The following is a 16,877-nucleotide window of genomic DNA, read 5'->3' as shown; positions in this document are numbered from 1 at the left end:
AGAGGTTACGCGCCTAACAGTAATAGTGCGCTCGCTGAAGCCACGCCAACTGAAAGCCACTTAGAGTAAACTGCGCGCCCTACAAAGGTACCGACAACCATTAATGCCAAAGCAGTAATGCTCATGCCTGTTGCAAATTGAGTTAAGTTACTCGCAGCTTCAACGCCGTGTGCGTAACCATGGAAAAACAACATCGCAATGGAAGCGACTAATACGCTGTTTACACGCTTTGTTGATGGTGAGAATACGTGCCATAGACATAGGCTGACGACGAACAGAGAAGCGATGATTGCTGGTTCAACAATCACAGAGAAACCTAAGGCTTGGCCTGCGATAAGCCCAACGACCAATGAAGCCAATCCACCACCAATCAAAGCGGCTTTTATCTTGGTTGAAAACGACAGTGCGCCAATTAACAGACCAAAAGCGATCAGCATGATCAGGTGATCCATACCTGTCACAGGGTGAGTTAAGCCAGACATAAATGAGTGAGACTCATGAACCGAATGCGAACCATGACCCGGGTGAGCCAAAGCCAATGTCGATGTTGTTAGAGAAGCCAGTGTGAAAGTGCATAAGCCTGCAGCTGTTTTAAAGTTCATCGCGAGTTCCTTGCGTTTATAGTTATTAATATCGTGGTTGTATCTATAAATGGGTGAGTCTCAAATGACTCGATTAATGATGGTGATGATGACCACCTGAGCGACCGCCATAAGCGCCACCTTCAGGTTCAAAAGGTTGTTTTTCGGTCGTCACAGTCGCGCCCAAACCTTCAACCATTTCATCCAAAACATGGTCGTGTTGATAACGCACCCAGCCCGCTTCCACTTGTAGCGGAACATGACGGTTGCCAAGGTGATAAGCAACACGAGTTAATAGATGCGAGTCCTCACAGTAAACGGTCGACACGGTTTCCGGCGCCGCTTTTACTTCGACAGTTAAGCCACACTCACTAGTTAATTGCTCTCCGCCACGCAAGATATGACCGCGTGGTAGAAACAATCCAGCATTGCGCCCGTCATCGAGTATCACCTTAAGGCGACTTTTAATGCGGCTATCGATCGGCAAGCTTAAATAGCCGTCCGGTGCATTTTGTATTTGAGTATTCAGTTGAGTCAGTTCAATCATGCTATTACCTCAATCTCCTCGTGAGATTTATAACGTTCAAAATAAGAGTCTTCAGTCAAAAGCCCTCAGGCAAAGACTTAAAATAAGAGCCTTCAGCCGAGCTATTAAAATAGAAAATATCTTTGAGCCATTGGTAGTTCTTCAGCAGGCTCACACGTCAACAGTTCACCATCAGCGCGCACTTGATAAGTCTGCGAGTCGACCTCAATCTTCGGCATCCAATCGTTAAGCTTCATGTCCGCTTTGCTGATGTTTCGGCAGTTGCTGACTACGCCAATCAGGCTCTGTAAACCCAACTGCTTGTCGATGTTTTGTGCCTTGGCTTCTTTAGAAACAAACAGCATCGATGTGTTCTGACATGCCTTGCCATAGCTACCAAACATAGAGCGATAGTGAACGGGCTGAGGGGTTGGGATTGAAGCGTTAGGATCACCCATTGGTGCCATCGCGATCATGCCGCCTTTCAAAATCACACTCGGTTTCACACCAAAGAAGGCTGGTTTCCACAGCACTAGATCCGCTAGCTTTCCAGCTTCAATAGAGCCGATCTCATGTGCCATGCCGTGCGTAATCGCAGGGTTAATGGTGTACTTAGCGACATAACGTCTTAGGCGGAAGTTATCACTGTAGTCGGAATCTTCTTTTAGGCTGCCACGCTGCACTTTCATCTTGTGTGCAGTTTGCCAAGTACGGGTTACCACCTCGCCTACGCGACCCATTGCTTGTGAATCCGAAGCGATCATCGAGAATGCGCCTAAGTCATGAAGAATGTCTTCTGCGGCAATGGTTTCACGGCGAATACGCGATTCAGCGAACGCGACATCTTCAGCAATCGAAGGTGATAAATGGTGACACACCATCAACATATCTAAATGCTCATCGACCGTATTGACGGTGTAAGGACGTGTCGGATTGGTAGAAGAAGGCAGAACGTTCGGCTCACCAGCAGCACGAATAATATCGGGAGCGTGGCCGCCGCCCGCACCTTCGGTGTGATAAGTATGAATCACGCGATCACCGATGGCACCAAGTGTCGATTCAACAAAACCCGATTCGTTCAATGTATCCGTGTGAATCGCAACTTGTACGTCCATTTCATCGGCAACACTTAAGCAGGTATCGATTGAAGCAGGGGTTGTTCCCCAGTCTTCATGCAACTTCAAACCCACAGCACCCGCTGCTACTTGCTCACGCAATGCTTCCGGTTGGCTCGCATTGCCCTTGCCTAACAAACCAAAGTTCATTGGGAATTGATCGAGTGATTCCAACATACGGTGCATGTTCCACGGACCCGGTGTACATGTGGTTGCGTTAGTCCCTGTGTTTGGCCCAGTGCCACCGCCTATCATGGTAGTCACACCCGACGCCAACGCCTCTTCAATCTGTTGCGGGCAGATAAAATGAATATGTGAGTCAATGCCACCTGCAGTGAGGATCGAACCTTCGCCGGCTAAAATTTCCGTACCCGGACCGATCACAATATCAACGCCCGGTTGAACATCTGGGTTGCCTGCTTTACCTAACGCTTGAACTCGGCCGTCTTTGATGGCGACGTCGGCTTTTACAATGCCCCAGTAGTCCAACACAATCGCATTGGTGATCACCAAGTCTGGCGTTTCTGCACTTGGACGTTGGCTTTGCCCTTGCCCATCACGAATCACTTTACCGCCGCCGAACTTCACTTCGTCACCGTATACGGTGTAATCCTTTTCAACTTCTAGCCATAAATCGGTGTCAGCAAGACGCACTCGGTCTCCGATTGTTGGCCCAAACATTTCGGCGTAAGCCTGTTTGGATATCTTCGCCATGATCAATCCTTTGTTGTTTTCATTGTTTTCGTGAGAGCGCTTAAAGCTTGCCCATCACTTTCCCTTGGAAGCCGTAGATCTCTAACTTACCGGCGTAACGCACTAACTCGACGCTGCGCGACTGACCCGGTTCAAAACGGGTGGCGGTGCCTGCAGGGATATTGAGTCGAAAGCCTTTAGTAGCTTCTCGGTCAAAGATCAGCGAAGGGTTTGCTTCATAGAAGTGGTAATGAGAGCCAATTTGCACGGGACGGTCGCCAATGTTTTGAACCTTAACGGACGTCGTATCTCGGCCTTCATTTAGAGTGATGTCTCCGGGAGCGGTTTCTACTTTTCCGGGAACTAAGCCTGAATATTGTTTGGTGGAGCCAGCCATACTTCTTCTCCCTACACGATAGGTTCATGAACGGTCACCAACTTGGTGCCATCAGGAAAAGTAGCTTCGACTTGTACATCTGGGATCATGGAAGGAATCCCCTCCATTACGTCATCGACGGTAAGCAGTGTGCGTCCAAAATCCATCAATTCCGAAACGGTTTTTCCCTCACGGGCACCTTCAAGAATGGCACTGCTGATCAGCGCAATAGATTCTGGGTAGTTGAGTTTTAAGCCTTTTTGTTTGCGCTGCTGTGCCAGCATTCCTGCGCAGAAGATAAGGAGCTTATCTTTTTCTCTTGGTGTTAATTCCATTTAGCCGCCCGCTGTTAGTGTTGTTTTCTTATTGCTCAGAAACGCATGAGCAGTAAGTGGGATTCAATCACAGCAAGCTTGAAAAAATGTACCGAGGGCCGGAAGTCGCCCTCGGTACAAATAGGGCTAATCGCTAAGTCGCCCAAATCCTTGGTAAATCAGGAGTCGTACCACATAAATGAGAGCGAGTTGCTTGCCATATCTGACCAAAGGCCTGGAGGATGTCTTCACTCCAATAACCCAAGGCTCGCACCACAATCAATCCTTCTATCTGCGTCGCACCCAATATTAATGTGGGTTCACTCGACGTTTTTGATGTAACTGATTGCTGTGAAGCTTGCTGTGTAATAGTTAAGAGCAAGCTCTGTACCAACTCTAAAGCTTGCTTCTCATTTGAGGTGAGATAAAAGGTACCCATCATTGAAAAATCAAGTAACCCCATATTTATCATTAACTTATCGCCACCGTGAAAATTAAAACCTTCTGTCAGAAGCCTTTGATTATCAAGATAGATTTCCGTTTTCCCAACAAGGTGACCACGCTCAAATCCCTCATTCTGTGCAGGCCGCCCAAAACAGTGCATCTCCCACCCCCAAAACTGTGCACCCTTTTCAAGGCGAATTTCAGTATCTAAACGAACGTGTGCATTGGGGAAAAAGATGTTCTCTTGCGGCATCCATTCCAAGCGCGCACCTTTTTTGACGCGAAGGGTTTGCTTTTGTTTGGCGTACTTGTTGTTAGAACGATAGAACTTGGTCGCGCCGGGTGTGGTGATCAACGTATGAGCACCGCTTTCTACAGTTGCCTCAATATTGAGAGTGTCACCACCCACCACTCCGCCGGGGGGATGGAGTAAGTAGGTGTGACACGTTTCCCCATCAGGATACAGGGGGCGTTGCACCGCAAGCGGACCAGACTGCTGACGATTCTTTAATACGGTTTTATCACCGCGGTCGACAAAGGTGAGGTTTAAGCTCGCTTGCCAACCGTCTCGAATATCTTGTTCGATGGTCTCTTTCAGAGACAAGGCTTCTACTAAAGAAGCGTTCCTTACTTCATTCGGAGAAAAGAGAGAATTCATACGGTTAGGTACTCCTTAATCAAGGACTCATCGAGCCCTGTCATTTCACCTTCAGCCACCTGACGTCCACGGTCGAGAATACAAAAACGGTCACCGACCTTTCTTGCAAATGGCAGCTTCTGCTCAACCAACAGAACTGTAAGTCCCATCTTCTCGTTGAGCATGCGAATGATATCGCCAATCTCTTGCACAATATTGGGTTGAATCCCTTCCGTCGGCTCATCCAAGATCAATAGCTTGGGATTAACCACCAGCGCACGACCAATCGAAAGCTGTTGCTGCTGACCACCCGATAAGTCACCACCACGGCGATGCAGCATCTCTTTCAAGACAGGGAAGATATCGAAGATGAATTCGGGGATCTTACGATCGCCCTTCTCTCGAATCGGTAGGCCGACCTCTAGGTTTTCTTGAACGGTGAGCATCGGGAATATCTGACGACCTTGCGGTACATAACCGATCCCTTGGCGAGAACGATCCTCGGCATCGGTTTTCAAAAGTGACTCGCCCGATAAGGATATGTCGCCGCTTTCAACCTTAACCAACCCCATGATGCATTGCAGCAAGGTGGTTTTACCGACGCCATTACGCCCCATTAACACCGTGCATTTACCTTCAGGGATCTGCATATCCAAATCCCATAAGGTGTGGCTCTCACCGTAATATTGATTAACTGATTTAACCTCTAACATCCTATTCTCCGAGATAAACTTGTTTAACTTCAGGGTGAGCCTGCACTTGGTCCATGGTGCCTTCTGCCAACACGTGACCTTGATGAAGCACGGTGACATGGCTAGCAATCGAACGAACGAAATCCATATCGTGTTCAACCACGACCACTGAGTGCTTACCTGCCAGTGAGTTGAGTAACTCAGAGGTTCGATCCATCTCTTGGTGAGTCATACCTGCCACGGGTTCATCGACTAAGAGTAACTTAGGGTTTTGCATCAGCAACATACCGATCTCTAACCACTGTTTCTGACCGTGAGACAGGTTGCCCGCTAAGTTGGCCGCTTCGTCTTTAAGGTGAATAAGCTCTAGTACCGAGGTCAGTTTGTCTTTCTGCTCGCCAGACATCACGGCAGTGAAAGTTGCCCACACCGAGCGATCACCTGCCATGGCTAATTCAAGGTTCTGCCACACAGTTAAACATTCAATCACGGTCGGCTTTTGGAACTTACGCCCAACGCCTGCGTTAGCAATTTCAGCTTCATTCATCTTGAGTAGATTGATGTTCGAACCTAGCCACACTTCGCCAGTATCTGGTTTAGTTTTCCCGGTGATGATGTCCATCATGGTCGTTTTGCCTGCGCCATTAGGACCGATGATGCAGCGCAGTTCACCCTCCTTGATATAGAGATTTAGATCGTTTATCGCTTGGAAACCATCGAAGCTTTTATTGACGCCTTCCACGTACAACAACACGTTGTGACGGGTATCGATGGCAGGATGAACATCGGGTTTAAGGTAATCAAAAACTTCGTCTCGACGAGTGAACGCCTGAACGGATTCCTTTACGCTGTTAAATGTGGTCATGCGATTGCCTCCTTGCCTTTATGTTGATCATCCTGATCTTGTCCTTCGCCTTTTGAATTCGATGCCTTGCGTAACTTTTGCCACTTTTCACTGACAAAGCCAATCACACCTTGTGGGAAGTACATGGTTGAAAGAACGAATAAACCACCGAGAGCGAATAACCACACCTCTGGGAATTCAACCGTAAACCAGCTCTTGGCGTAGTTGATGATCAGCGCACCAACAATGGCCCCAAACAGAGTGGCACGACCGCCTAAAGCAACCCAAACCACAATCTCAATCGAGTTAAGCGGCGCAAACTCTCCCGGGTTGATGATGCCGACTTGAGGAACATATAAAGCACCAGCAATACCCGCGATAACCGCAGACAAAACAAATACCCATAGCTTAATGCCATCGACGTCGTAACCCATAAAGCGAGTGCGAGACTCGGTATCACGAATCGCCAATGCCACACGCCCTAATCGACTGGTCACTACCATGCGACACGCGATATAACTTAAGATGAGCGAGATACCCGTCGCGACAAACAAACCAATCTTGACCGCGTCACTCTGTAAACTCAGGCCGATGATATCTTTGAAATCTGTCAGTCCGTTGTTGCCACCAAAGCCCATCTCATTACGGAAGAACGCCAACATCAAGGCGTAAGTTAACGCTTGGGTCATGATCGAAAGGTAAACCCCAGACACGCGAGATCGGAAAGCTAAATAACCGAACAAGTAAGCCAATGCGCCCGGTACCAACACCACCATCAGACAAGCAAACCAGAACTGATCGAAGCCCTGCCAAAACCACGGCAACGCTGACCAATCAAGGAACACCATAAAGTCAGGTAGGATTGGATCACCATAGACCCCACGGTCACCAATCTGGCGCATTAAGTACATACCCATGGCATAACCGCCAAGCGCAAAGAAAGCACCGTGGCCTAGACTTAATATGCCGAGATAGCCCCACACCAGATCGAGCGCCAACGCCAACATCGCATAGCTTAGGTATTTGCCCATTAGTGAGATAGTGAAGGTCTCAACATGAAGCGGGTGCCCACTTGGCAACATGGTGTTAGCCAGTGGAATAAGAATCACGGCCGCAAGAATGGCAAGGATGGTCAGTTGGCCACCTTTATCACCACGCATTGCCGAAAGTACAAATGATTTAGACTGCATGATGTTGTCCTTAACCTTCAGCCGCACGACCACGTTGCGGGAACAATCCGCGTGGGCGTTTTTGAATAAATAGAATGATGAAAACCAGTACTAGAATCTTGGCGAGTACTGCGCCAGCCCATGGCTCTAAGATCTTATTGAACAAGCCAAGACTCAGACCTGCGACGAGTGTTCCCCACAAGTTGCCGACTCCGCCGAACACCACCACCATGAAAGAATCGATGATGTACGCTTGCCCCATATTAGGGCCAACGTTAGTCAATTGAGACAGTGCCACACCTGCGACACCCGCCACGCCAGAACCTAAGCCAAAGGTCATCGCATCAACTCTTTCAGATCGAATACCCATCGCACGCGCCATACCACGGTTTTGAGAAACCGCACGAACCTGTAAACCTAGTGGCGTCTTTTTCAGAACCATCAACAAGCCCATAAACACCAAACCACAGAACAAGATGATGTATAAGCGGTTGTAGGTCAGAGACAACATTGGATTCAATTGAAGTGCACCAGACATCCATTCAGGTGTGCTTACTGAACGGTTCAAAGGAGAGAAAATAGAACGAACGGCTTGCTGCAAGATCAAGCTAATACCGAAGGTCGCAAGCAAGGTTTCCAATGGGCGACCGTAAAGGTGACGAATCACGCTGCGCTCTATCGCAATGCCCACTAAGCCAGACACAATAAACGCTGCCGGAATAGAGAGAATCAGCGCTAAACCGATGTGGTTCGGCATTAGCAGTTGCAATACATAGGTGGTGTATGCGCCAATCATGATCAGCTCGCCATGAGCCATGTTGATAACGCCCATCACACCAAAGGTAATCGCCAAGCCTATGCCAGCCAGCACCAACACAGAACCCAAACTCAAGCCGAAGAATACGGTCTCAACACCCGAGTAAAGTGCTTGGCTCTGTTGATAATCGTCCATCGCACGCTCTGCCGCTGCCAATACTTTTGAGTCTTGTTCGCTGTTGAGCAATTGATTTAAGGTTTTGAGTACCACTGAATGTTTGAAGTCACCGACTCGGTCAATCGAAGCCACGCGATCTTCAATCGTGGCGCTCTTATCAAGAGAGGTGAAAATGGCTAACGACAAGTCCATCAACTCAGCGACTTTGCCATCAGATTCGCTGGTTCTAAGTACAGATAAACGATCGATGATGTCAGAATCTTTAGTGCCGAGTAGATCCAGAACCGCTTTATAACGCACGTCTGGATTACTGCTGTTCAGTCCAATCGAAGCAATTTCCCCACGCAAGATCCCGCGAAGCTTGTTGTTCACGCGAACCTTCTTAAACTGCCGAGCATTCTCGATACTGAGGCTTGATTCATCCCACACCGACTGAGCTGAAGTTGCCGTTTTAATGCTTTGAATCAAGTAGAGCTGTTTATATTGCTCGCTCTGTTTGTCATTAAAGTAATAGAGATTTCCGTTTAACCAGCCATCCAAAATAGGTTTCGACACGTCTTCCGCTTGTGTCTCAATAACCCAATCGATAGCCAATTCTTTATCCGATGTTTTCTTACCAACTAGCGCCTTGGTAAAGCTAGCTTCATCCGTTATTCCAGCAAAAGCCAACTGAGCACTGACTGCCATAAGCAATAGCGCCTTAAATACGTTCAATACGTTTTTCATCCCTGCTTCCTTAACCCACCGAGCTAGATATTGTTATTTTTGCTCAGTGGACATGTGGAGAATTATTGTTAGTTGAAACGATGAGCCTTCCGTTTGCTTCACCTCTTAAACAGAGGCGCTCTTCCCAAACAAGAAGGCTCAATATTCCTAAATTAACGCTCTAGTTACCGCCAGAACACTTCTTGGTTTCGACGTTAAACGCACCACATGAGAATGGCTTAGACCAGCTAGAGAAAAGCTTCGCTGATTCAGGTAGGTAACTAGACCAAGCATCACCTGCAACAAGGCCTGTTGTTTCCCACACGATATCAAATTGACCATCGTCTTGGATTTCACCGATCAGGACAGGTTTAGTGATGTGGTGGTTTGGCAGCATGGTAGAGTAGCCGCCAGAAAGGTTAGGAACAGACACGCCAATCAGGGCATCTTGTACAGATTCAGGATCGGTTGTGCCCGCGTTGGTTACCGCTTGCGCCCACATGTTGAAGCCAACATAGTGCGCTTCCATTGGATCGTTGGTAACACGCTTTTCACTCTTGATGAATGACTGCCACGTTTCAACGAACTCTTCATTGGCTTCGGTATCAACACTCATGAAGTAGTTCCAAGCCGCTAGGTGACCAACCAGTGGTTCAGTATCCATACCTGACAATTCTTCTTCACCAACAGAGAATGCAATAACTGGAATGTCTTCAGATGAAATGCCTTGAGCGCCAAGCTCTTTGTAGAAAGGTACGTTCGCATCGCCGTTCACAGTAGAAACCACTGCGGTTTTCTTACCTGCTTCGCCGAACTTTTTTATGTCTGAAACAATAGACTGCCAATCAGAGTGACCAAATGGCGTATAGTTGATCATGATGTCTTCTTCTGCGACACCTTTATCTTTTAGGTAGGCTTCAAGGATCTTGTTGGTCGTACGTGGGTAAACGTAATCCGTACCCGCGAGTACCCAACGTTCGACTTCAAGCTCTTCCATCAAGTAATCCACAGCAGGAATTGCTTGTTGGTTTGGCGCAGCGCCGGTGTAGAAAACGTTTTTAGACGACTCTTCACCTTCATATTGAACTGGATAGAAGAGGATGCTGTTAAGCTCTTCAAATACCGGCAGCATGGATTTACGTGATACCGATGTCCAACCACCGAAGACCACATCGACCTTCTCTTTTTCGATAAGCTCACGCGCTTTTTCTGCAAATAGCGGCCAGTTTGATGCAGGGTCAACAACCACAGGCTCTAGCTTTTTACCCAGCAAACCGCCTTTTTTGTTCTGCTCTTCGATGAGCATTAGCACGGTATCTTTTAGCGTGGTTTCACTGATCGCCATGGTGCCAGACAGTGAATGTAGAACGCCGACCTTGATGGTCTCATCAGCCGCAAGCACAGATGCAGAAGAAAATGAAAGTGTTGTACACAGTGCAGCTAGCGATAAATTGAACACCTTGTTCATGATAGTACTCCATAATTGTATTTTTGTTATTCAATTACAGAGTTACAAGAAGAGTGCCAAACTTAAAAATTAACCATTAAAATTATAAGTCATTGTATTAATGGAACTAAAAAACCATTCACACCAATAGCGTGCATAGCAATAATGTAACTATGTTTCATACTGGTGCAGCGACGATAAGAATGAACCAAGATGAGACACAACCGCACAATGGATATAAAAAAGGCCCAATACATAGGTATTAGGCCTCTATTAAATTGTATGGATTGCGATACTGAATCTTATAGCTTTCAAGCTAGTCCGCAGCTTGGAACTCGAATTTTACTCTCGACTTAGATTTAAGCTCGTTACAATCAGCATTACAAAAATAGCTGGCAGCACCACAGGCTTGAAGCTTCTCTAGTTGGCTGCTGCACTCTGGGCAGAACCCAACTTTGGTAAAGTGAGCCTGACAACTTTCACAGTGATACTTACCATCCCAGCCTAACTCTGACTGGCACTTAGGGCAGATATTTTCACTCATTAGCATTTCCTAATTCACTACTATTTTGACAATCTACTACTGCTGAGACTTAGCTTGCTTGATTTGGTACATGTTCTTATCAGCTTGTGCGATCAAAGCTTCTAACGACTCAGGATCTTTCTCGTAAGAAAGCCCTACACTGACCGCAAATTGAGTGTCGTTGATATAGAGAGCCTGTTCCAAGGTTCTTTCTAAGCTTCGATAAAAGTTAAGCACGCTTTCTTGATCGTCAAAGCAAGAGAACACCACAAACTCATCACCACCATAACGCCCGATCTTGGCACAGGCTGTGGTCGCCTCTTCCAGCACTTTGGCAACCGCTAACAGCACATCATCACCAAAGCTATGACCATAGGTATCGTTGATTGATTTGAATTTATCGACATCAACAAACAAGCACGCCATCACCTTTTGTGCAAAACAGCGCTTGGTTAACACTTGCTCGGCTTCTCTCAATAAGGCTCGACGATTCAAGCTGTGTGTCAGAGAGTCGCGGTTGGCAAAGAAGTTGAGTTGATTCTCTAACTCATACTTCTCGAGTGCGACTGAATAAAGAGACGCTAATAGCTCTAGGATCTCTAGTTCAAACTCATGGGGTTCAGAAACATATTGGCTGTAAATCGCGAAGGTACCTAACACATGACCATGTGAAGAGATGATTGGCACCGACCAACACGCATGAAGATTGGCTTGATTAGTTAAAGCTAAGAAAGGTGCCCAATTGGGGTGTGTATTAATATTGGAGATCATGACGGCTTTTTTAAGCGCCGCCGCCTCACCACAAGAACCAATCCCGGCACCAATGCCTACCCCTTCTATCTGTTGATTATAAAAATCAGGTAGATTCGGGGCATATTCAAGATGCAGAGTATTTGACTCGGAGTTGAGCAGTAAGATTGAAGCCATACGCTGACCAAAAAGCTGCTCAGTAAGCTGAATGATCTTGTGGTTTAAGTCCTTGCGATCCATCCCAAGGGCAAGCTTCCGAAGCAAACTATTGACTGCTCGGTGGCCTTCTAATAAAAATTGTTGTTCCATTCACTAAAGCTTTCAATTATGTAATTGGGTACAGCCTGTTCTTATGCAAGCTTGTTATTGGTTAATAATAACACACTAACTTAGTACCACACACAACCGAAGATCATAGGTTGATCTTTCGCTTTATCTATTTTGATCAGCGATCTACCCCAAAAAGAATATTTATATCACCACACACCGAAAGCATAAGTTACATGTGCTGCATTTCAATTTTAAATAGTCATTTATATTAAAAGTGACATATTAAAACAGGATAAACAGCACAAGCCATTTCGATCTGTAACCTAAATCATCGAATTACATGCGTCAGCATTTCAATGTGCTGGTCATCTAACTGGGTTAATTTAACCGATAATGCATTAAGCTCTGAGGTGTTCTCGATGTGAGTACCACCACACGGAATCGACACCAGCGTCTCAGCATCCAGTTGCCATTCCCAGTAACGAGAGTCAGTGAGTGCCTCACCTTCCAGTCTCATCACGACAGGCGTCGATTGTGCGAGCCAGCCTGAAATCATCTGGTTAATGTCGGCTTCGATACCTTCAAGGTTTGCAAGCATGTCTGCAACGTTCAAGCCGCGCTTCTTCAGCGTTTTACCCAAACGATACTTATCAGTACATAGCTCAGGAGTCACAAAGCTGGTCACTTGTGCGTAACTATTAAAGTCGTAGCTACCGAGCGGATCCTTTCTGTCGGCATCTTTGCGCCAGTAGCTCTCAGCCAATACTTTATTCAACGCTAAGAAAGCAATGTGACCCGCACTGTGACCACGACTCAAGCTTGCTTGATACGCTTTATCTACCGACAACACCACTTCGTCGTTAACATTAATCATAGAAGCAAATGCAGGCAGTTGGTGGACTACCACAAACGCCCAACCTTCCGTATCACGTTTAACAGGAATATCTGCTGCGATATAAAGCTTGCCAGTAGATTGTTCTATTGCACCAACAAGGCACTCTTCCACTGGATATTGAACGTCACCAACAGTCACAAAACCTTGGTCTGCCGGATGATCAGGCCAAATATGACTGACAGGGTGAAAAGGCGTCACATCAGTGATCAGGTAGGTTTTGCTGCTGTCGCTTTCTACATACAACGCTTTCGCCGTCAGTTGCCAAGCTTGATGACAGAATTGAGTAATGGTTGGCGTGATTGCTTCAGCTTGTGTAATCAAATCGCTAGTGGTCATATCGTTCTTCTTTTGGAATCTAGTCTGATTCGTTAAGCCACAGCGAAACAAGAATGTGCCGTTATGGATTAACGTGAATTTTGCTTAAAAAAATACCCGAGACAGGCTCGGGTATCAAATCTATTGGAAAGGACTATTTACGGCCTTTAACCATGCTCATCATACGCTTACGTTTGCGCTCTTGAGAGATTGTCAGCTTGTTAGTCTTCGCTTCAAATGGGTTCTCGCTGTTCTGGAATTGAATGCGAATTGGTGTACCCATAATCTCTAGTGAACGACGGTAGTAGTTCATCAAGAATCGTTTGTATGAATCTGGCAAGTTACGTACTTGGTTACCGTGGATAACGATAATCGGTGGGTTATAGCCACCAGCGTGCGCGTATTTCAGTTTCACACGACGACCACGAACCATAGGCGGTTGGTGATCATCAGTTGCCATCTTCATGATACGAGTTAGAACAGAAGTACCAACACGAGTCGTCGCTGACTTGTAAGCCTCTTGAACAGACTCAAACAAGTGACCAACTCCTGTACCGTGAAGTGCAGAGATAAAGTGAATACGTGCGAAATCAACGAAACCTAAACGGCGGTCTAGTTCTTTCTTAACGCGCTCTTTAACGTCGTTATCTAGGCCATCCCACTTGTTTACTGCAATCACGATTGAACGACCTGCGTTCAATGCAAAGCCCAACAAGCTTAGATCTTGGTCAGAGATGTTTTCACGAGCATCAATAAGCAACAATACAACGTTCGCATCTTCAATCGCTTTCAGCGTTTTAACTACTGAGAACTTCTCTACTGTTTCGTTGATATTCTTACGACGACGAACACCCGCAGTATCGATCAGAACGTATTCACGCTCGTCACGCTGCATTGGGATGTAGATAGAGTCACGAGTCGTACCAGGCATATCGTAAACAACCACACGCTCTTCACCAAGAATACGGTTAGTTAGTGTTGATTTGCCTACGTTAGGACGACCAATGATCGCTAGCTTGATAGGTTGATCTTGAAGACGCTTGAATTCTTCTTCAGCTTCTTCTTCTGTGAATTCAACCTGCTCTTCTTCTTCGTCTTCAAACTCAGTTAAATCGCTTACTTCGCCATTTTCCGCTTTTAGCGCTTCTGCGAACGGGTTAAGAGCAAGATCAATCAGCGCTGTTACACCACGACCGTGCGCAGCTGCGATTTGATACATGTCTTCTACGCCTAGTTGCCAGAAGTCAGCACTTGCAGCATCAGGGTCGATACCGTCAACCTTGTTTACTACTAGCATTGAAGGCTTTTCTAGCTGACGAAGGTGCTTAGCAATCGCAACGTCAGATGGTGTTAGACCAGCACGGCCATCTACCATAAATAGAACAACATCAGCTTCATCAATCGCCGCTAGCGACTGTTCAGCCATTTTAGTTTCAACACCTTCTTCAGTACCGTCGATACCGCCAGTGTCAATAACAATAAAGTCATGCTCGCTAAAATGAGCATGGCCGTATTTACGGTCACGCGTTAAGCCAGGGAAATCCGCAACCAATGCATCACGAGTTCGAGTCAATCGGTTAAATAACGTAGATTTACCTACGTTCGGACGCCCTACTAGAGCAACAACAGGTACCATAACAACCTCTACAATTTCTTCTCTAAATGTAGTTATAGGTAAGCACTTGTTCGCAAGTTTAAACTCTTACCTATAACCACACGGTTTATTAATTTTTAACAACAAAACGGCTCCTGGCTGTTACCAACCAGGAGCCGACTGTGAATTATATCACGCTTTTATTGGCTAATCGTTAGTTTCTTTACATCGCCATTGCGAGTCGTCACTAAGTAGCCTTCAGGTAATTCAATTGGTGCAACCGCAAAGCCGCTATCATCGACGAGCTGTTGAGCAACAAACTCACCCGATGAACGATCTAACCAGTGCAGATAACCTTCGGTGTCACCCACGACTACATAACCATTAATAATAGCAGGTGCTGTCAGTAAGCGGTTTTCTAACAATGGAGTGCTCCAAAGTTCAGTACCACTACGCGCATCAACCGCTACCACATGGTCTTTGTCGGTAACAACGAACAAGCGACTACCGTCACTTGCTAAATCAATCGCAGACGAGTAGTTACGCTTCCAAACTGGCTTACCAGAACGAAGATCGATAGCGATAAGCTGACCATTGATACCTACGGTATACAGAGTGCCGCCAAGAACAATTGGTGATGCATCAACATCCACCAAGCGATCAATTTCCGTAGCACCTTTTGGCGTACCTACTGGCTGTTGCCAAATAAGCTGACCACGGTCTACGATAGCAGCTGCTAAACGACCATTTGCCGTGCCCCAGAATACACCGCCAGAAACCGCAACAGGTGTGCTGTCGCCACGCAGTGTTAGGCTTGGAACTTCAGTGCTGATTGTCCACTTCTGTTCGCCGCTTTCTTGGTCTAATGCGATCATCATTCCGCGACTGGTGTGAATCAGTACCATGTTGCTTTCAGTCGCAGGAGATGCAAGCACCTCACCGTTCACTGATACACGCCACAGTTCTTCACCTGTCGATTCGTCCATCGCGATCACTTCGCCATTTTCAGAACCTACAAACACCTTGCCGTAAGCAGCGGTTAAGCCGCCTGACAAACGAGCCAGTACTTCTTTCTCAAGATCCACTTTCCACAGCTCTTTACCTGTTTCAGGATCAAGCGCCTTAACGAGACCTTCACGGCTTGCAACAAACACTTTGTCGTAAGCCAATTCAGGCGTTAGTTTTGAAAAGTAGTGACCAACACCATCACCAACCGACGTAGACCATTCCTGTTTAGGAGTGAACTCGCTGTTTACTGTTGGTACTGGAGCCATGATTACGGTGTCTTCTTCACCTGCACAGCCAGCTAGTAGGCCAAGAGCAATCGCACATAACGCCGCTTTTGGAAACATCTTCTTCATTCAAAGCGCCTTATTTAGCTAGGTCGTCAAGTTTGATTTGAAGCGTTTGGCTAGCATCAACAGCTTGCTGTGCTTCTGTGTAAGCACTGTATGCTGCGTCAGTGTCGCCTTTACGAAGTGAAATATCACCGCGTAATTCAGCAACACGGCCTTTCCAAGATTCGTCTGTCATTGCAGCAAGGTCAGTCAATGCTGCGTCAAATTCACCTTGCTCAGCTTTGATACGTGCAACACGGTAAGTAAGTAGTGGCGCAAGTGCCGCGTCCTTAGTTGCCGATTTTGCCCACTCTAGCTGTTCAAGTGCCGCCGCTAGATCGCCTGCTTGTACTTGTATTTTTGCTAGTTGCATAGCAGCAAGTACTGAGTACTCAGCGTCTTTGTTTGCGTCGATGAAAGCTTGAATATCAGATTGAGCATCAACGCCCTTAACATCAAGAGCTGAAATTACAGAAGTGTAGCTTTCTGAAGCTGCTTCACGCGCTTCAACTACTGAATCTTGGTAATAGCGCCAGCCAAATAGACCACCTAAACCAATAACCGCACCAAAGATTACGGCTTTACCGTTCTCTTTCCACCAATCTTTAATGGCTTCAACCTGTTGCTCTTCGCTATCGTAAAGTTCCACTTCCTGTCCTCTTTAAATTCTTTAAACGCCAGCATAGTGCTGACGTTAGTATTCATTATGAGCGTTT

General features: G+C 46.6%; 17 protein-coding genes. All 17 read right to left on the bottom strand.

Features of this window, described 5'->3' with window-relative positions; genetic code table 11:
- Positions 1–5 precede the first annotated feature (5 nt).
- The 17 genes from FLM53_RS11125 to FLM53_RS11045 all read right to left on the bottom strand — a co-directional run bounded on the left by FLM53_RS11125 (position 6) and on the right by FLM53_RS11045 (position 16,810).
- Positions 6–602 carry a HupE/UreJ family protein gene (locus FLM53_RS11125; protein WP_176681917.1) on the bottom strand — a complete coding sequence of 199 codons (597 nt, stop codon included), beginning with the start codon at positions 600–602 and terminating at the stop codon, positions 6–8.
- Positions 603–675: 73 nt separating this feature from the next.
- On the bottom strand, positions 676–1,128 hold the full coding sequence (ureE, locus tag FLM53_RS11120) for an urease accessory protein UreE (RefSeq protein ID WP_048663725.1): 453 nt from the start codon (positions 1,126–1,128) through the stop codon (positions 676–678).
- A 104-nt stretch (positions 1,129–1,232) separates the two neighbouring features.
- Complete coding sequence (gene ureC, locus FLM53_RS11115; RefSeq protein WP_055318868.1) at positions 1,233–2,936, bottom strand: urease subunit alpha; 1,704 nt, start codon at positions 2,934–2,936, stop codon at positions 1,233–1,235.
- Between the two features lie 40 nt (positions 2,937–2,976).
- Positions 2,977–3,312: an urease subunit beta gene (locus FLM53_RS11110; RefSeq protein WP_017069302.1), complete on the bottom strand. Its 336-nt coding sequence runs from the start codon at positions 3,310–3,312 to the stop codon at positions 2,977–2,979.
- Between the two features lie 11 nt (positions 3,313–3,323).
- Positions 3,324–3,626, bottom strand: coding sequence for an urease subunit gamma (ureA, locus tag FLM53_RS11105; protein WP_004735119.1), 303 nt, complete (start codon positions 3,624–3,626; stop codon positions 3,324–3,326).
- A gap of 133 nt (positions 3,627–3,759) precedes the next feature.
- Positions 3,760–4,707: an urease accessory protein UreD gene (locus FLM53_RS11100; RefSeq protein WP_176681918.1), complete on the bottom strand. Its 948-nt coding sequence runs from the start codon at positions 4,705–4,707 to the stop codon at positions 3,760–3,762.
- Entirely contained in the window at positions 4,704–5,399 is a 696-nt protein-coding gene (gene urtE, locus FLM53_RS11095) for an urea ABC transporter ATP-binding subunit UrtE (RefSeq protein WP_176681919.1), read from the bottom strand. The genes FLM53_RS11100 and urtE overlap by 4 nt, the downstream gene beginning before the upstream one ends.
- A gap of 1 nt (position 5,400) precedes the next feature.
- The gene (gene urtD, locus FLM53_RS11090) at positions 5,401–6,243 is read right to left on the bottom strand and encodes an urea ABC transporter ATP-binding protein UrtD (RefSeq protein ID WP_076650850.1); all 843 of its coding nucleotides are present in this window, start codon (positions 6,241–6,243) and stop codon (positions 5,401–5,403) included.
- Positions 6,240–7,412: an urea ABC transporter permease subunit UrtC gene (urtC, locus tag FLM53_RS11085; RefSeq protein ID WP_176681920.1), complete on the bottom strand. Its 1,173-nt coding sequence runs from the start codon at positions 7,410–7,412 to the stop codon at positions 6,240–6,242. The genes urtD and urtC overlap by 4 nt, the downstream gene beginning before the upstream one ends.
- Positions 7,413–7,422: 10 nt before the next feature.
- Complete coding sequence (urtB, locus tag FLM53_RS11080; RefSeq protein WP_176681921.1) at positions 7,423–9,051, bottom strand: urea ABC transporter permease subunit UrtB; 1,629 nt, start codon at positions 9,049–9,051, stop codon at positions 7,423–7,425.
- A gap of 160 nt (positions 9,052–9,211) precedes the next feature.
- Entirely contained in the window at positions 9,212–10,498 is a 1,287-nt protein-coding gene (gene urtA / locus FLM53_RS11075) for an urea ABC transporter substrate-binding protein (RefSeq protein ID WP_017629853.1), read from the bottom strand.
- A gap of 295 nt (positions 10,499–10,793) precedes the next feature.
- A complete protein-coding gene (locus tag FLM53_RS11070; RefSeq protein WP_176681922.1) occupies positions 10,794–11,021 on the bottom strand; it encodes a zinc ribbon domain-containing protein in 228 nt (75 codons plus the stop codon).
- Positions 11,022–11,057: 36 nt separating this feature from the next.
- On the bottom strand, positions 11,058–12,059 hold the full coding sequence (locus FLM53_RS11065) for a sensor domain-containing diguanylate cyclase (RefSeq protein ID WP_176681923.1): 1,002 nt from the start codon (positions 12,057–12,059) through the stop codon (positions 11,058–11,060).
- A gap of 289 nt (positions 12,060–12,348) precedes the next feature.
- Positions 12,349–13,251 (bottom strand): alanyl-tRNA editing protein, encoded by a 903-nt coding sequence (locus tag FLM53_RS11060; protein ID WP_176681924.1) that lies wholly within the window; start codon positions 13,249–13,251, stop codon positions 12,349–12,351.
- A 133-nt stretch (positions 13,252–13,384) separates the two neighbouring features.
- Positions 13,385–14,866, bottom strand: coding sequence for a ribosome biogenesis GTPase Der (der, locus tag FLM53_RS11055; RefSeq protein WP_017629857.1), 1,482 nt, complete (start codon positions 14,864–14,866; stop codon positions 13,385–13,387).
- Between the two features lie 158 nt (positions 14,867–15,024).
- Positions 15,025–16,185 (bottom strand): outer membrane protein assembly factor BamB, encoded by a 1,161-nt coding sequence (gene bamB / locus FLM53_RS11050; protein ID WP_017629858.1) that lies wholly within the window; start codon positions 16,183–16,185, stop codon positions 15,025–15,027.
- 10 nt (positions 16,186–16,195) lie between these two features.
- Complete coding sequence (locus FLM53_RS11045) at positions 16,196–16,810, bottom strand: YfgM family protein (protein WP_176681925.1); 615 nt, start codon at positions 16,808–16,810, stop codon at positions 16,196–16,198.
- Positions 16,811–16,877: the final 67 nt, after the last annotated feature.

This window comes from Vibrio sp. Scap24 (genome assembly GCF_013394185.1).
Lineage (GTDB): Bacteria > Pseudomonadota > Gammaproteobacteria > Enterobacterales > Vibrionaceae > Vibrio > Vibrio pomeroyi.
The sequence above is the reverse complement of the archived record's forward strand: the minus strand, read 5'-3'. Positions and strand labels throughout refer to the sequence as shown.

Coding starts and splice junctions, on each gene's coding strand:
- urtE (WP_176681919.1), bottom strand. CDS start 5,399: ATGTTAGAGGTTAAATCAGTTAATCAATATTACGGTGAGAGCCACACC.
- bamB (WP_017629858.1), bottom strand. CDS start 16,185: ATGAAGAAGATGTTTCCAAAAGCGGCGTTATGTGCGATTGCTCTTGGC.
- FLM53_RS11125 (WP_176681917.1), bottom strand. CDS start 602: ATGAACTTTAAAACAGCTGCAGGCTTATGCACTTTCACACTGGCTTCT.
- ureA (WP_004735119.1), bottom strand. CDS start 3,626: ATGGAATTAACACCAAGAGAAAAAGATAAGCTCCTTATCTTCTGCGCA.
- FLM53_RS11100 (WP_176681918.1), bottom strand. CDS start 4,707: ATGAATTCTCTCTTTTCTCCGAATGAAGTAAGGAACGCTTCTTTAGTA.
- FLM53_RS11070 (WP_176681922.1), bottom strand. CDS start 11,021: ATGAGTGAAAATATCTGCCCTAAGTGCCAGTCAGAGTTAGGCTGGGAT.
- urtC (WP_176681920.1), bottom strand. CDS start 7,412: ATGCAGTCTAAATCATTTGTACTTTCGGCAATGCGTGGTGATAAAGGT.
- der (WP_017629857.1), bottom strand. CDS start 14,866: ATGGTACCTGTTGTTGCTCTAGTAGGGCGTCCGAACGTAGGTAAATCT.
- urtA (WP_017629853.1), bottom strand. CDS start 10,498: ATGAACAAGGTGTTCAATTTATCGCTAGCTGCACTGTGTACAACACTT.
- urtB (WP_176681921.1), bottom strand. CDS start 9,051: ATGAAAAACGTATTGAACGTATTTAAGGCGCTATTGCTTATGGCAGTC.
- FLM53_RS11110 (WP_017069302.1), bottom strand. CDS start 3,312: ATGGCTGGCTCCACCAAACAATATTCAGGCTTAGTTCCCGGAAAAGTA.
- FLM53_RS11065 (WP_176681923.1), bottom strand. CDS start 12,059: ATGGAACAACAATTTTTATTAGAAGGCCACCGAGCAGTCAATAGTTTG.
- FLM53_RS11060 (WP_176681924.1), bottom strand. CDS start 13,251: ATGACCACTAGCGATTTGATTACACAAGCTGAAGCAATCACGCCAACC.
- urtD (WP_076650850.1), bottom strand. CDS start 6,243: ATGACCACATTTAACAGCGTAAAGGAATCCGTTCAGGCGTTCACTCGT.
- ureE (WP_048663725.1), bottom strand. CDS start 1,128: ATGATTGAACTGACTCAACTGAATACTCAAATACAAAATGCACCGGAC.
- ureC (WP_055318868.1), bottom strand. CDS start 2,936: ATGGCGAAGATATCCAAACAGGCTTACGCCGAAATGTTTGGGCCAACA.